Genomic DNA, 12,772 nt, shown 5'->3' with positions numbered 1-12,772 from the left:
ACCACCCGGACGCAGGGCCTCGAAAAGCGCCCAAGCCGCCCGCCCCGTCCTACAACTCCACCGCCGATCCCTCCCGCGCCGACCGCTGCGCGGCTTCGATCACCTCCAGGACGGTGATCGATTCCGTGAGCGGCACCGGCGGCGGGGTGCCGTCGTGGATCGCGGCGGCGATGCCGGTGTAGAAGTCCTGGTAGGCGCCGGGGAGCGTGGGCACGGGCACGGTTTCACCGGGGGTGCCGATGCGGCCCCACGCGCCCGGTTCCTCCGTGCCCCAGTCCGGGCCCGCGGCCGGGGTGCCCGCGCGGAGGGCGGCTTCCTGGACGTCGAGCCCGTACTTCACGTAGGCGGCTTTGCTGCCGAGGACGCGCAGGCGCGGCCCGAGGTCGGCGGCGACGGCGCTCGTCCACAAGTGGGAGCGTTCGCCGCCGGCGTGGGACAGCGCGATGAAGGTGTCGTCGTCGACGCCGACGCCCGGGCGGCGCCGTTCGAGTTCGGCGTAGACGGAGAGCGGCTTGCCGAACAGCGCGACGGCCTGGTCGATCAGATGGCTGCCGAGGTCGTAGAGGATGCCGCCGAGGGCCGCCGGGTCGGTGTCCTCTTTCCACGCGTCGAGGGCGGCTTCGGGGCGCCAGCGTTCGAAGCGGGATTCGAAGCGCAGGACGTCGCCGAGGTCGCCGCGGTCGATCAGGCCGCGCAGTGTCCGGAAGTCGCCGTCCCAGCGGCGGTTCTGGAAGACGCACAGCAGCCGGTCGCGGGCCGCGGCCAGCGCGGCGAGGTCGCGGCCGTCGGCGGCGGTGCCCGCGAACGGCTTGTCGACGACGACGTGCAGGCCGGCGTCGAGGGCTTCGCGGGCGAGCGGGGCGTGGAAGCGGTTGGGCACGGTGACCACGGCGAGGTCGAAGTCGGCGGCCCGGCCGAACAGCTCCGCCGCGGAGGCGACGACGTCGGTGTCCGGGTACCGGCGGCGGACCTCGGCGGCGCGCTCCGGGTTGCCGGTGACCACGGCGGCCAGGTCGAAGTCCGGCAGTGCGGCGAGGAACGGGGCGTGGAACGCGGCCCCGCCGAGTCCGTACCCTAGGAGTGCCGCGCGCAGCGGCTTGGTGGTGGTGCCCGTCATGTCCGTACGTCCTCGCCGTCTCGCCGGTGGCCTCGCGGCGGGCACGGCAATTGCCCGCCGAACCCATCTGTCCGATTTGCCGGGAACCATGCTCCCGTCTGATCACATTCTGGCCGCCAACTGCGTCTGATCAGGTAACGGTCGATGCGGCGCGGGCAGCACTACGGGGACGCGCCTCTATTGTGTTGTGCCGCGGCCGGATCCCGTGCATGATCCTCTCGCCCCGCCCCCGTAGCTCAGCGGACAGAGCAGGTGCCTTCTAAGCACTTGGTCGCAGGTTCGATTCCTGCCGGGGGCACACAGCACACACTGCACTCGGTGACACCCATGACGCGTGGCGTTGTTGCCGAGTTCCCGCCGGTCCGACAAATCTTTGCCAAGGCCTGTCCGGCCGTTGCCCGGCACGCCTACCCGTCGGCGCATATCAGGCGGATTGCCCGGTTCGGCCTAGGCTGGAAGAGGCCGCGTGGCGTTTGTCACGGCGCCCTGCTGTGACCGGAGAGCCCCGGCCGTTCCTCCGAAGGGACCGCCTCTCATGGACACCACCAACCTCAAAGCCCGCGATGTCATGCACGCCGGTGCCGAATGCGTGAAGGAAGACGCCTCGCTGCAGGACGCCGCCCGCATGATGCGGGACCTGGACGTCGGGTGTGTGCCGATCTGCGGCACCGACGAGCGGCTCAAGGGCCTGATCACCGACCGCGACATCATGCTGTACTGCTGCGCCGAAGGACACGACGCGGCAACCACGAAGGCCGGGGAACTGAGCGGCGAGCTGTACTGGTGCGACGCCGACGCCGACGTGACCGACGTGCTCGACATGATGGAGCGGCACCAGATCCGCCGTATACCGGTCATCGACACCGCGGACGGGCACAAGCTGTGCGGCATGATCACCGAAGCCGACCTGGCGCGGAACGTCACCGACCGGCAGATCGCCGAGTTCGTGGAGAAGGTGTACGCCACCGCCTGACCACCCGCCGCCCGCATGCCGGGCCGCTGCGCCGCAGGAACCCTCACAGGAACACCGGTTCGTTGTGCGCGCGTTCGCGTACCGCCCGCAGCCACACGCGGCGAATCATGCCGCTGGGGCCGCGGACCGCCAGCCAGTAGGGGCGGAACGCACGCCGGGCCCGTTCGTCGGTCGCCCACACGCGGGTTTCGGTGGACACCGTGGAGCCGCGCCGGTGGAAGTTCACCGCGATCTTCCAGTGCCCGGGGGCGGTGAAGCCGCGGAACCCGTCCGCGGGTTCCCCGGCCGGGAGCGGCGCGGCGCCGCGGAACCGGGTGCGGCTGAGGGTGCCGAGGACGAGTTCGTTGCCGAGCCGGTCGAGCACGGTGAACCCGCCGTCCGCCATGCTCGCGAGAATGCGTGCCTGCGCTTGCGGGGTGCCGCCGCGGCGTAGGCCCATGAGGGTGCGGAACACCGGCACCTCGTGCCAGGTGACGTCCGCGACGGCACGGAAGACCACGTCGGCGGGGGCGTCGATTTCGATGACGTGCCGCTCCCGGTAGTGCCATTCGGGGAGGATGTCGTCGAGGCGCATGGCGGGCGCTCACCCTTCTCGCCGTGGGGCGGCCGACGGTCGGCGCGCCGGGCCGGATTCCGTGATCCTTCCGCGCCGCGGGGCGCGGTGCGTCGCCCGTGCGGAGGGTTCCGGGGCTGCGCCGCGCGGGGTACCGGGGCGCGGGGTACGGCGCGAGAACTACGGCGCGGGCATGACGCGCCCCCGTCCGCCGGCCGGTCACGTGCCGCCGGGGCGGACGAAGCCGGTCTCGTAGGCGGCGATCACCAGTTGCGCCCGGTCGCGGACCGCGAGTTTGGCGAGCATGCGGCTCAGGTGCGTCTTGACGGTGTACTTGCTCATGCCGAGGTGCTGGGCGATCTCCTCGTTGGACAGTCCGGCGGCGACCGCGGCGAGGACTTCGCGTTCGCGGTCGGTCAGCGCGTCCAGGCGCGCGTCCGGGCGGGTGTCGGGCGCGGTCCCGTCGGCGGCGGGGGCGTCGGGCCGGACGTCGTTGCGCGCGAACATGGCGATGACCTGCCGGGTGATCGCGGGCGACAGCAGCGCGTCGCCGCGGGCGACCACGCGGATGGCTTGCACGAGTTCCTCAACCTCGGCGTCTTTGACGAGGAAACCGCTGGCGCCCGCGCGGAGCGCGCGGTACACGTTCGCGTCTTCGGCGTAGGTGGTGAGGATGACGACGCGGACTCCGGCGAGTTCGGGATCGCCGACGATGCGGCGGGTCGCGGTGAGGCCGTCGACGTCGGGCATGCGGATGTCCATGAGGAGGACGTCGGGGCGCCGCTCTCGGGCGAGTTCCACGGCGGCGCCGCCGTCCGCGGCCTCGCCGACCACCGCGAAGTCGGGTTCGGTGCCGAGCAGGGCGCGGAAGCCGGTGCGGACCAGCGCCTGGTCGTCGGCGAGCCCGATGCGGATGACCACAGCCTCCTCAGCCCCTTCGCCCCGATCCGGTCCGATCCGGTCCGATCCGGTCCGATCCGGTCCGATCCCGTCCGATCCCGTCCGGTCCCGTCCGATGCGGTTGGTGCAGTCCCGGGCAGTCCCGGGCAGCCCTCTGCGGTCCTGTGCAATCCGCAACCGCGGTCCGGTCACCCGGAGGCGGCGATCGGGAGGCGGGCGGAGACCCGGAACCCGGCGCGGTCCGGTCCGGCGGCTCCCGCGGCGACGGTGCCGCCGACCGCTTCGGCGCGCTCGCGCATGCCGGACAGGCCGTGCCCGGAGCCGGGGAGTCCGGCCGGTCCGCGGCCGTCGTCGACGACTTCGAGCAGCAGTTCGTTCTCACCGTACGCGACCTTCACCTGCGCGGTCGCACCTCGCCCGGCGTGCCGCAGCACGTTGGTGAGGGATTCCTGCACGATGCGGTAGGCGGCGTGGCCGGTGGGCGCGGCCAGCGGGACTTCGGTGCCGGAGCGTTCGAGGTCGACGGGGACGCCGGCTTTGCGGACGGCGGCTATCAGCGTGTCGAGGCGTTCCAGGCCGTCGGTTTCGGTGAGGCCGCTGTCCCGGAGCATGCCGACGGTGGCGCGGAGTTCGCCGAGGGCTTCGCGGCTGGCGGTGCGGATCGCGGTGAGGGAGTCGCGGACTTCGGGGTCGGGGTCGCCGAGCATGCGCAGGGTGGCGGCGGCTTGGACGGCGATGCCGGCCATGCTGTGCGCGACGACGTCGTGGAGTTCGCGGGCGATGCGGAGGCGTTCGTCGGCGACCCGGCGTTCCGCGTCGCGGATGGCCTGGGCGACGCGGGCCTCGTCGGCTTCGCGGCGGAACCGGACGAGTTCGCCGAAGAGCACGGGGCCGCCGAAGATCGCGAGGACGACGGCGTAGAAGACGGTGACGGTGCCGACGAACGTGGGTGCGGTGTCGAGGATGCGGGCGATGCGCGGCACCCACAGGCCGCAGGCGGCGGCGACGAACGCGAGCGCGGCGAGCGTGGTTTGGCGGCGGCGTCCGGCGACGGCGGTGCTGTAGAGGCACAGCATGACCGGCAGGACGATCGGGCCGACGGGGTAGCCGCGGGCCAGGTAGGCGGCGAGGATGCCGCTTTCCGCGACGAGGGCGGGCCGGGGCGTCCGGGTGCGGAGGGCGAGGGTCAGTGCGGCGCCGACGAGCAGCAGGTAGGCGAGCCAGTCGACTTCGGTGCCTTCGAGGCGTTTCGGGGGTCCGCCGCCGGTGTCGAGGACGTATACGGGCACGGACACGATGAACACGCCGACGAGTTGCACGGGGAGCATGGCCAGGGCGAGGGCGAAGTCCACGCCGGGCAGGCCGAAGACCCGTGCGGGCAGCCGGCCGGGGAGGCCGCGGACCGCTCGTATCGGGCGCACGGCGTCACCCTACGCGGCGCCCGGCCGCCGGGCGGGAACCGAGGCGGACGGCCGTTCCCCGGGCCGTTCCCCGGGCCGGTCGGCGGCCCGGGAAACGGCGGGTCAGCGGGCGTCCCAGGCGGCGAGGATGCGCCGTTCCTTGTCCGGGTCGATGCCTTGGCTGCCGGCATGGGTGGCGTAGCTCGGGAGTTCGGCGGGCAGTCCGGCGGCTTCGTACCAGGCCCAGGTGTCGGCGACGGTTTCCGGGACGGGGCGGCAGGTCATGCCCTCGGCGGCGGCTTTCGCGGAGTCGGAAAGCCACACGCCGGCGAGGTCGTCGGTGAGCGGTGCCCACAGGGGCAGTTCGGTCCACGGGGCGACGTCGTGGTCGAGGAGGAATTGGTCGTCGACCCAGACGAGTTCGGCGTCCGATCCGGCGGCTTGGACGCAGGCGCCGAGGAATTCGCCGACGGTGGTGTTGTCGGGTGTGCCGCCGGCCAGGTAGCGGCCGGTCTTTCCTGCCTCGACGGCGTCGAGGACGAACGCGGCGAGGTCGCGCACGTCGATGACCTGCATCGGCCGGTCGGGGGCGCCGGGGGCGAGGACGCGTCCGCTGGCGGCCATGCGGCGCAGCCACCATGGCAGGCGGCCCACATTCTCGTGGGGGCCGAGGATGAGGCCGGGTTGGACGACGAGGACGCGGCCGCCGAAGCCGGTTTCGACGGCGCGTTCGCAGCCGGCTTTGAGGGCGCCGTAGCTGCCGTCGCCCGCTTCGGCGTCGGGCGGGCACGGAAAGCGCGGGGAGTTCTCGTCGACGCGGGCCCCCGGCCAGTCCGGGTAGGCGGAGATGCTGGAGATGAACGCGTACGTGTCCGCGTGTCCGTCGAGGGCCCGGACGGCGTCGCCGACGACGCGCGGACTGAAGCCGCACACGTCGACGACGGCATCCCAGGTGCGGCCCTCGGCGAGCCGCGCGAGGTCGTCCTTGTCCGTCCGGTCGCCGCGGACGTTTTCCGTGCCGGGCACGTCGGTGCCCGTGCGGCCGCGGTTGAACGTCGTGACGGAGTGGCCGCGGGCGAGCGCCGTTTCGGCGAGGGCCCGGCCGACGAAGACCGAGCCGCCGATCACCAGAATGTCCATGTGCCGAGACTGCCCCCTCGGACGCCCTGGTTCCCGGGGTTCGCCTTCCCGCGAACGGATTACGCGGTCGGGGGAACGGACTGGACAGCCGGCCCGTGCGGCGTTCCGATGCCCGGGGGCGGCCGGTCGCGCGCCATGCGGGCAGGGCCTAGTGGTCGTCCCAGTGGTCGCCGTGGGCGGCGTGGCGGTGCCCGTCGTGGATGTAGTCGACGTGGTCGTCGTGCGGCACGGCGACGTGGCCGCAGCCCTCGCCGTGCGTGTGGTGGTGCCCGTCGTGGACCTGGTGGGCGCCGGTGGTGCATTCGTCGACGTGGCCGTCGTGCACCCGGTGGATGTGGCCGTCGTGCACGTAGTCGATGTGGTCGCCGTGCGGCACGGACACGTGGCCGCAGCCTTCGCCGTGCACGTGCTGGTGGTGGGTGTGCTCGCGGTGGTCGGCGGCGGTGGTCATGCGCGTGTCATCCCCTTGCCCGGTTGCTGGTTGTCCGCGTATCGATACCAACGGAACGATTCCACGGGGGCGGCGGACACGGGGCGGACCGCGGATCCGACGCGCCGGTCCGTTCCGCACCCGGGTGGCAGCGCGCGCGGTGCGTCAGACTTGCGGGCATGGAGATCACCCTCGACCCGCACTCCGCGACACCGCCGTTCGAGCAGGTCAGGGAGCAGATCGCGGAACAGGCGCGGGGCGGCGCGCTGCCGACCGGCACGAAGCTCCCGACGGTGCGCGCACTTGCCGCGGAACTCGGCCTCGCGGTCAACACGGTCGCGCGCGCCTACCGCGAGTTGGAGGCGGACGGCGTGGTCGAGACGCGGGGCCGCAACGGCACGTTCGTCGCCGCGGTCGGCGACACCGCGCACCGCGAGGCGGCCGCCGCGGCGGCCGAATTCGCGCGGAAGACCCGCCGGTTGGGGCTGGGCCACGATGCCGCGCTGGCGGCCGCGGTGACGGCGCTGCGGGCCGAGTTCGCGGAGGCGTAGCGAACCGGTTCCGGAGCGCTTGCACGGCGGTTTTCCGCAAAACCGCTATACGTGCGCCCCGGAGGCACGGATGATCGATGCATGTCCATGCCCCGTCAGATGCCGGCCCGGATCCATGGGGTGGAGTCCGCCGAACCCGGCGGACGCGAGCCGCGGGATCCCGCGGCCCCCCTCGACCCGTCCCGGACCTTGCCGTATGCCCTGGGCCTCGACGATTCGGACACCCCCTACGACGTGATCGACGCCCTCACGCTGGCCGAGTTCGTCTCGGGCCGCCAGCCGTGGGCGAGTACCGTGCGCCTCGACCGGATCCGCCCGGGCGCCAAGCTGGTGCCTCGCGGCGCGAAGGTGCTGCGTTCCGCGGAGGAGGACGACCGGCGGTCCACGCTGGCCGCGGGCGAAGGCTGGACGCTGCGTGCCGTGGTGTGGCGCAGCGGCGGCGGCGAGGTGACGGTGACCGCGGAAGACGCCAAGACCGGGCGCGCGGTGCTGAAGAAGGCGGTCAAGCACGCCAAGGCCGATCCGGAGCCGCAGGACGAGGCGGTGCCGATGGGCTTCTGGTACCACTCGGCGCGGCGCGGCCCGTACCGGACGACGCGGTCGATCGCCGCGGCGCCGTGGGATTCCATCCGGCGGAACTACGCGGGCGCGACGGCGTCCGCGTTCGACAAGCTCATGGCGGTGGGCCGGGACGACGTGGCGGGGCGGCTGATCCTGCTGCACGGTCCGCCGGGCACCGGCAAGACGACGGTGCTGCGGTCGCTGGCGCGCGAGTGGCGGGATTGGTGCCGGGTGGACTGCGTGTTGGATCCCGAGGCGCTGTTCGGCGACACCGGCTATCTGATGGATGTGGCGATCGGCCGGACCGGTGAGGAGGACGACGCCGAGCAGAACAAGTGGCGGCTGCTGGTGCTGGAGGACTGCGACGAGCTGATCCGCGGCGAGGCGAAGCGGTCGACGGGGCAGGCGCTGTCCCGGCTGCTGAACCTGACCGACGGGCTGCTCGGGCAGGGCCGGAACGTGCTGGTGGCGATCACCACGAACGAGTCGCTGGGTGCGCTGCATCCGGCGGTGGTGCGGCCGGGCCGGTGCCTGGCGCAGATCGAGGTGGGGCCGCTCGAGTACTCCGAGGCGTCCGCGTGGCTGGGCACGTCCCAGGGCGTGGGCGGGTCGGCGACGCTGGCCGAGCTGTACGCGCTGAAGAACGGCGGGTCGCCGGTGGAGGCGCACCGGCCGCCGATTGGCGACGGCATGTATCTCTGAGCCGACTCACGGCACGTGCGGCCGCGGTCCCGACCGGGAGGTCGGGCCGCGGCCGCTTGCCGTCGCCCCCTAGGCCAAAGGGTCAAAGGGGGCGGTGGGGGCGGTGGGGCCGAAGGGTCGGCGGGCTCAGAGGTCCAGGTCGACCACGACCGGGGCGTGGTCGGAGGTGCCCTTGCCGCGGCGGGCTTCGCGGTCGGCGTAGGCGTCGGTGACCGCGCCGGTGAAGCCGGCGTTGCCGAGCACCAGGTCGATGCGCATGCCCTTGTTCTTCTGGAAGCCGAGTTCGCGGTAGTCCCAGAACGTGAACGGCACGTCGTACTTGAGGGCGCGCGGCATGACCTCGGTCAGGCCGGTCTTCTCCAGCTCGGCCAGCGCGGTGCGTTCGGCGGCGCTGACGTGGGTGGCGCCGTCGAACAGCTTGATGTCCCACACATCCCGGTCGGTGGGGGCGACGTTGAAGTCGCCGAGCACCGCGAACGGGCGCTCGCCGGCCGCGTCGTCGGCGACGGCGGTCTTGAGGGCGGCGAGCCAGTCGAGCTTGTACTGGTAGTGCGCGTGGCCGACCTCGCGGCCGTTGGGCACGTAGACCGACCAGACGCGTACCGGGCCGCAGGTCGCGGAGATCGCGCGCGGCTCCTGGACGTCCTCGTAGGCGGGGCCGGCGTCGAGGCCGCGCACCACGTCGGTGATGCCGACCTTGGACAGGATGGCGACGCCGTTCCACCGGCCGTCGCCGTGCGCCTCGGTCTCGTAGCCCAGCTCGCGCACCGCCTCGTAGGGGAACGCGTCCGCGGCGCACTTCAGCTCCTGGAGGCACAGCACGTCGGGCGCGCTGCCTTCGAGCCATTCGAGGAGCCGCGGCAGCCGGGCCCCGACCGAGTTGATGTTCCAGGTGGCGACCCTCATGCGACCGTGACCGACCTTTCCGCTGGTGTCCGCTGCTGTCCACGCGTGTGCGTGCGTCCGACCGCCCTATTGTCCCCCGGCCCACCGACACCGTGGCGTCGGCACGCGCGCGGCAGACTGGGGCGCATGGACGCCATCACGGAGTTGACCGGAGCCTTGCGCGAATTCACCGCGGAGCGCGGGTGGGAGCCGTACCACTCGCCGAAGAACCTGGTCATGGCGTTGAGTGTGGAGGCCGCCGAGCTGGTGGAGATCTTCCAGTGGCTCACGCCGGAGCAGGCGGCGAACGTGATGGCCGATCCGGAGACGGCCGAGCACGTGCGCGAGGAGGTCGCCGACGTGTTCGCGTACTTGCTGAACGTGTGCGACAGCCTGGGCGTCGATCTCGCGCAGGCGCTGCGCGACAAGATGGTCAAGAACGCGGTGAAGCACCCGGTCCCGGAGCCGTAGAAAAGACAGACACCCTTACCTTGTTTCGGCCACCCCTTCGCCGCACAATGACCGGCATGGGCATCATCTTTGACGCAGACAACCATTATTACGAGGCGCTCGACGCGTTCACCCGCCACCTTGACCCGCGCCTCGGCGGCAGCGTCATCCAGTGGTGCGAGATCAACGGGCGCCAGTACCACGTGATCGGCGGCAAGGTGAACCACGCCGTGGTGAACCCGACGTTCGACCCGATCGCCAAAGCCGGCGCGATGGCCGAGTACTTCCGCGGCAACCCGGACGGCCGCAACCCGCTGGAGTTCCTCCGCGAACGCGAGCCGATCCGCCCGGAATACCGCGACCCGGCCGCGCGCGTGCAGGTGATGGACACCCAAGGCCTCGACAAGACCTGGCTGTTCCCGACCCTCGGGATGATCTACGAGGACGCGCTCAAGCACGACCCGAAGGCCGTCGGCCACCTGTTCCGCTCCTTCAACCGCTGGCTGGAGGAGGACTGGGGCTGGAATTACCAGGACCGGATCTTCGCCGCGCCGTACATCGCGCTGGCCGACCTGGACACCGCCCTCGCCGACCTGGACCGCGCGCTGGAGAACGGCTGCCGCGTGGTGTGCATGCGCCCGGCGGCGCCGACCACCGCCGACGGGCCCTTCACGCCGGGCGACCCGGTGTTCGATCCGTTCTGGGCCCGGGTAAACGAGGCCGGCATCCCGGTCGTCGTGCACGCGGGCGACAGCGGCTACTCGGCCAACGGCTACAGCCGCAAGCAGGGCCTGTCCACCGACTTCAAGGGGCACGGCAAGCCGTCGGTCACCATGCTGTGGACGATGGAGCGCCCGATCTACGACTTCCTCGCGTCGCTGATCCTCGACCGGGTCTTCCACCGCTTCCCCAACGTGCGCGTGGTGTCGGTGGAGAACGGCTCGGAGTTCCTCGGCGACCTGTTCCGCAAGCTGCGCTCGGTCAACCGCAAGGTGCCGGGCCTGTTCCCCGAGGACCCGGTCGAGACGTTCAAGCGCCACATCTGGATCAACCCGTTCTGGGAGGACGACGTCCACGAGACGGTCGAACTCATGGGCGCCGACCGGGTCGTCTTCGGCTCCGACTGGCCGCACATCGAGGCGCTGCCGAACCCCCTGGACTACGAGACCGAGGTCAAGGACTTCGACGCGGAAACCCGCGCCAAGATCATGGGCGGCAACGCGGAGGAACTCAACACACCGCGCCCGGCCTAGGGTCTGCCCCCGGCCGCGGCAGATCCGCGTTACGGCTGGTCCTTGTGCCGCTCGTGGTAGCGGGCGACGCGGGCCCGGTTGCCGCAGCCGGCCGAGCACCAGCCGCGCCGCGGATGGGTTTTGACGTAGAAGAGCACGCAGCCCGGCCCGCCGCAGGCGCGGAGCCGGGCGCGTTCGCCGCCGCCGAACAGCGCGATCGCGCCGGCGGCGAGGGTGGACAGCGCGGCCAGCCGATGCGGCGCGGCGACCTCGACCGCGGTCAGCGCCCCGCCCGGGCCGGCGGAGAGCCGCGGCACGCGCGGCGCGGCCGCGGCCGCGTCGTTGAGCACCGCGATCGCGTGCGGGTCGGGGTCGGCGCCGTCGACGACGGTGCGGGACAGGCTGCGGATCGCGTCGCGCAGCGCGGCGTATCGCGGCAGGTCGGCGGCGGCGAGTCCGGCCAGCGCGGCGTCGGCGACGCCGTCCGGGAAGGCCTCGGCATGTTCCGCGAGCCAGGCGGCGAGGGATTCGGGGGTCGCGAGCGCATCGCGGTGGCCGCCTTGCGTGCCGCGCACCGCGTACCACGTGTTCCCGAACTCGACCGGCAGCGGTTCGCCCAAGGCGGGGGCGCCGCTGCCGTCGGCGGCCGGGAGGATCGTCGCTTCCATAGGCTAATGGTAACCGGGCACTCCAACCATGTTTCCTGGTGGAACAGCGGTGCCGGGCGCACTCGGCGAGGGCTTCGGTCCTCCGCCAGAACGAGACATCCGCGGTACGGATACTCCACGCGTGGGATGCCCGCCCGCGGAGCCGTCTGCCAGGCTGACGGGGTGCTGCAACGCGGCGGGGGCCCGCGGCAGCCGGGGGTGGGCCATGGGAATTCCGGCAGGCCGGGCGGCCGTACGCGATTGCCGCGCTTCGGCGGCACCACCGCGCGCCGTCACGGGATCCAAACACCCCGCACGGTATGTTGTCGTGCATAGGGGGCATTCACGACTTGTCCCACCGATTCGTGGTCGCGTGCGCAACGCACCGTGACCACCGCGCTCCCCGGACTCAGGTACGCCCAACTCCCCCCTAGGCGTGCCACGTGTCCGGCCGATACGCCCCCCGTGGCGGTATCGGGTCCCGGGCGGCGGCTACCCCCCCCCCTGCCGCCGCCCGGGATGTGCTTTTCCGCTAGTGCCCGCCCTGCCCTGAGTCGCGTGGGCCGTGTGCCGGGCCCAGGTCCAGGTGTTCCGCCACTTCCGCGGCCGTCGCCGCCACCGAGCGGGTGCCGTCGACGGAGATCACCGGCATGCCGAGCCGGTGCGCCTGTTTGCGCACACGCGCATCCCACATCCCGTCCCGCACCAGGCGTTTCGCCAGGACCTCGTCGACGACGGGGCCGTGCCGGCCGAGCATGACGCCGTGCCGCCATTCCGCGGTCGGCAGCAGGAACACCGCCTGGCCGGGCCGGGACAGCAACGGCGCGACGTGGCGCGGCAGTACGCCGAAGTAGTCGACCAGGATGCGCCGGTCGGCGGGCAGGGCGAGCAGGTCCTGCACGAGGTGCGCGAGCGTCTCGCCGTGCACGCTCGGCGTCGCGTGGTAGGCCTGCCTGGCGGTCCGGCCCGCCCAGAAGCTGCCCGGCGGGAGCCGGGACAGCGCGAACAGGTTGGGGTGTTCGGGACCGGACCGGGCTATCCACCCCGGTTCGGCGGGGTCGCCGTGCACCACGGTGACATCGAAGAGTTCACCGAGCCGGTCGGCCACGGTGCTCTTGCCGGCGCCGGTGCCGCCCGCGATCCAGCGGACGTGCGCCAAGCGCTCGGCGAGCGTCGACTGCCGCGGGTGGGCAGCGTCGAAGCGTTCGGAAGTGGTCGTCATAGCGAGGTA

Annotated in this window: 14 protein-coding genes and 1 tRNA gene; 6 read left to right on the top strand and 9 right to left on the bottom strand. The window is 72.4% G+C overall.

Annotated elements, in window-relative coordinates:
* Positions 1 to 49 precede the first annotated feature (49 nt).
* A complete protein-coding gene (locus tag ABEA93_RS19590; protein ID WP_345676913.1) occupies positions 50 to 1,117 on the bottom strand; it encodes a Gfo/Idh/MocA family protein in 1,068 nt (355 codons plus the stop codon).
* A gap of 225 nt (positions 1,118 to 1,342) precedes the next feature.
* Here ABEA93_RS19590 and ABEA93_RS19585 point away from each other — a divergent pair.
* A tRNA-Arg gene (locus tag ABEA93_RS19585) sits at positions 1,343 to 1,415 on the top strand.
* A 237-nt stretch (positions 1,416 to 1,652) separates the two neighbouring features.
* The gene (locus tag ABEA93_RS19580; protein ID WP_345676912.1) at positions 1,653 to 2,090 is read left to right on the top strand and encodes a CBS domain-containing protein; all 438 of its coding nucleotides are present in this window, start codon (positions 1,653 to 1,655) and stop codon (positions 2,088 to 2,090) included.
* Positions 2,091 to 2,133: 43 nt separating this feature from the next.
* Here ABEA93_RS19580 and ABEA93_RS19575 read toward each other — a convergent pair whose 3' ends face one another.
* From ABEA93_RS19575 to ABEA93_RS19555, 5 genes are all read right to left on the bottom strand, one after another.
* The gene (locus ABEA93_RS19575; RefSeq protein ID WP_345676911.1) at positions 2,134 to 2,664 is read right to left on the bottom strand and encodes a hypothetical protein; all 531 of its coding nucleotides are present in this window, start codon (positions 2,662 to 2,664) and stop codon (positions 2,134 to 2,136) included.
* A gap of 198 nt (positions 2,665 to 2,862) precedes the next feature.
* Entirely contained in the window at positions 2,863 to 3,564 is a 702-nt protein-coding gene (locus tag ABEA93_RS19570; RefSeq protein ID WP_345676910.1) for a response regulator, read from the bottom strand.
* Positions 3,565 to 3,731: 167 nt separating this feature from the next.
* Positions 3,732 to 4,964 carry a sensor histidine kinase gene (locus ABEA93_RS19565; RefSeq protein ID WP_345676909.1) on the bottom strand — a complete coding sequence of 411 codons (1,233 nt, stop codon included), beginning with the start codon at positions 4,962 to 4,964 and terminating at the stop codon, positions 3,732 to 3,734.
* Between the two features lie 102 nt (positions 4,965 to 5,066).
* Positions 5,067 to 6,083, bottom strand: coding sequence for an NAD-dependent epimerase/dehydratase family protein (locus ABEA93_RS19560; RefSeq protein WP_345676908.1), 1,017 nt, complete (start codon positions 6,081 to 6,083; stop codon positions 5,067 to 5,069).
* A gap of 148 nt (positions 6,084 to 6,231) precedes the next feature.
* The gene (locus tag ABEA93_RS19555) at positions 6,232 to 6,534 is read right to left on the bottom strand and encodes a hypothetical protein (protein ID WP_345676907.1); all 303 of its coding nucleotides are present in this window, start codon (positions 6,532 to 6,534) and stop codon (positions 6,232 to 6,234) included.
* Positions 6,535 to 6,692: 158 nt separating this feature from the next.
* Between ABEA93_RS19555 and ABEA93_RS19550 the strand changes: the two genes are divergently transcribed.
* On the top strand, positions 6,693 to 7,064 hold the full coding sequence (locus tag ABEA93_RS19550) for a GntR family transcriptional regulator (RefSeq protein WP_345676905.1): 372 nt from the start codon (positions 6,693 to 6,695) through the stop codon (positions 7,062 to 7,064).
* Positions 7,065 to 7,151: 87 nt separating this feature from the next.
* The gene (locus ABEA93_RS19545) at positions 7,152 to 8,327 is read left to right on the top strand and encodes a DUF5925 domain-containing protein (protein ID WP_425585011.1); all 1,176 of its coding nucleotides are present in this window, start codon (positions 7,152 to 7,154) and stop codon (positions 8,325 to 8,327) included.
* Between the two features lie 126 nt (positions 8,328 to 8,453).
* Here ABEA93_RS19545 and ABEA93_RS19540 read toward each other — a convergent pair whose 3' ends face one another.
* On the bottom strand, positions 8,454 to 9,233 hold the full coding sequence (locus tag ABEA93_RS19540; protein ID WP_345676903.1) for an exodeoxyribonuclease III: 780 nt from the start codon (positions 9,231 to 9,233) through the stop codon (positions 8,454 to 8,456).
* 126 nt (positions 9,234 to 9,359) lie between these two features.
* Here ABEA93_RS19540 and ABEA93_RS19535 point away from each other — a divergent pair, with 126 nt between their 5' ends.
* Positions 9,360 to 9,683, top strand: a complete 324-nt coding sequence (locus ABEA93_RS19535) for a nucleotide pyrophosphohydrolase (protein WP_345676902.1) — start codon at positions 9,360 to 9,362, stop codon at positions 9,681 to 9,683.
* A gap of 56 nt (positions 9,684 to 9,739) precedes the next feature.
* Entirely contained in the window at positions 9,740 to 10,915 is a 1,176-nt protein-coding gene (locus ABEA93_RS19530) for an amidohydrolase family protein (protein ID WP_345676901.1), read from the top strand.
* Positions 10,916 to 10,944: 29 nt separating this feature from the next.
* On the opposite strand, the gene ABEA93_RS19525 is transcribed toward ABEA93_RS19530, so the two are convergent.
* Together ABEA93_RS19525 and ABEA93_RS19520 are read right to left on the bottom strand one after the other, a co-directional pair.
* Positions 10,945 to 11,562: a CGNR zinc finger domain-containing protein gene (locus ABEA93_RS19525; protein ID WP_345676900.1), complete on the bottom strand. Its 618-nt coding sequence runs from the start codon at positions 11,560 to 11,562 to the stop codon at positions 10,945 to 10,947.
* Between the two features lie 511 nt (positions 11,563 to 12,073).
* Positions 12,074 to 12,763 (bottom strand): hypothetical protein, encoded by a 690-nt coding sequence (locus ABEA93_RS19520; protein ID WP_345676899.1) that lies wholly within the window; start codon positions 12,761 to 12,763, stop codon positions 12,074 to 12,076.
* Positions 12,764 to 12,772 lie beyond the last annotated feature (9 nt).

Source organism: Yinghuangia aomiensis (assembly GCF_039542225.1).
Taxonomy (GTDB): Bacteria; Actinomycetota; Actinomycetes; order Streptomycetales; family Streptomycetaceae; genus Yinghuangia; species Yinghuangia aomiensis.
Note: the sequence above shows the minus strand (reverse complement) of the source record. Positions and strands in the feature narration are given on the sequence as shown.

Excerpts from the sequence above, each read along its gene's own strand:
- ABEA93_RS19590 (WP_345676913.1), bottom strand. The coding sequence starts at position 1,117 with ATGACGGGCACCACCACCAAGCCGCTGCGCGCGGCACTCCTAGGGTAC.
- ABEA93_RS19580 (WP_345676912.1), top strand. The coding sequence starts at position 1,653 with ATGGACACCACCAACCTCAAAGCCCGCGATGTCATGCACGCCGGTGCC.
- ABEA93_RS19575 (WP_345676911.1), bottom strand. The coding sequence starts at position 2,664 with ATGCGCCTCGACGACATCCTCCCCGAATGGCACTACCGGGAGCGGCAC.
- ABEA93_RS19560 (WP_345676908.1), bottom strand. The coding sequence starts at position 6,083 with ATGGACATTCTGGTGATCGGCGGCTCGGTCTTCGTCGGCCGGGCCCTC.
- ABEA93_RS19555 (WP_345676907.1), bottom strand. The coding sequence starts at position 6,534 with ATGACCACCGCCGCCGACCACCGCGAGCACACCCACCACCAGCACGTG.
- ABEA93_RS19550 (WP_345676905.1), top strand. The coding sequence starts at position 6,693 with ATGGAGATCACCCTCGACCCGCACTCCGCGACACCGCCGTTCGAGCAG.
- ABEA93_RS19545 (WP_425585011.1), top strand. The coding sequence starts at position 7,152 with ATGCCCCGTCAGATGCCGGCCCGGATCCATGGGGTGGAGTCCGCCGAA.
- ABEA93_RS19540 (WP_345676903.1), bottom strand. The coding sequence starts at position 9,233 with ATGAGGGTCGCCACCTGGAACATCAACTCGGTCGGGGCCCGGCTGCCG.
- ABEA93_RS19535 (WP_345676902.1), top strand. The coding sequence starts at position 9,360 with ATGGACGCCATCACGGAGTTGACCGGAGCCTTGCGCGAATTCACCGCG.
- ABEA93_RS19530 (WP_345676901.1), top strand. The coding sequence starts at position 9,740 with ATGGGCATCATCTTTGACGCAGACAACCATTATTACGAGGCGCTCGAC.
- ABEA93_RS19525 (WP_345676900.1), bottom strand. The coding sequence starts at position 11,562 with ATGGAAGCGACGATCCTCCCGGCCGCCGACGGCAGCGGCGCCCCCGCC.
- ABEA93_RS19520 (WP_345676899.1), bottom strand. The coding sequence starts at position 12,763 with ATGACGACCACTTCCGAACGCTTCGACGCTGCCCACCCGCGGCAGTCG.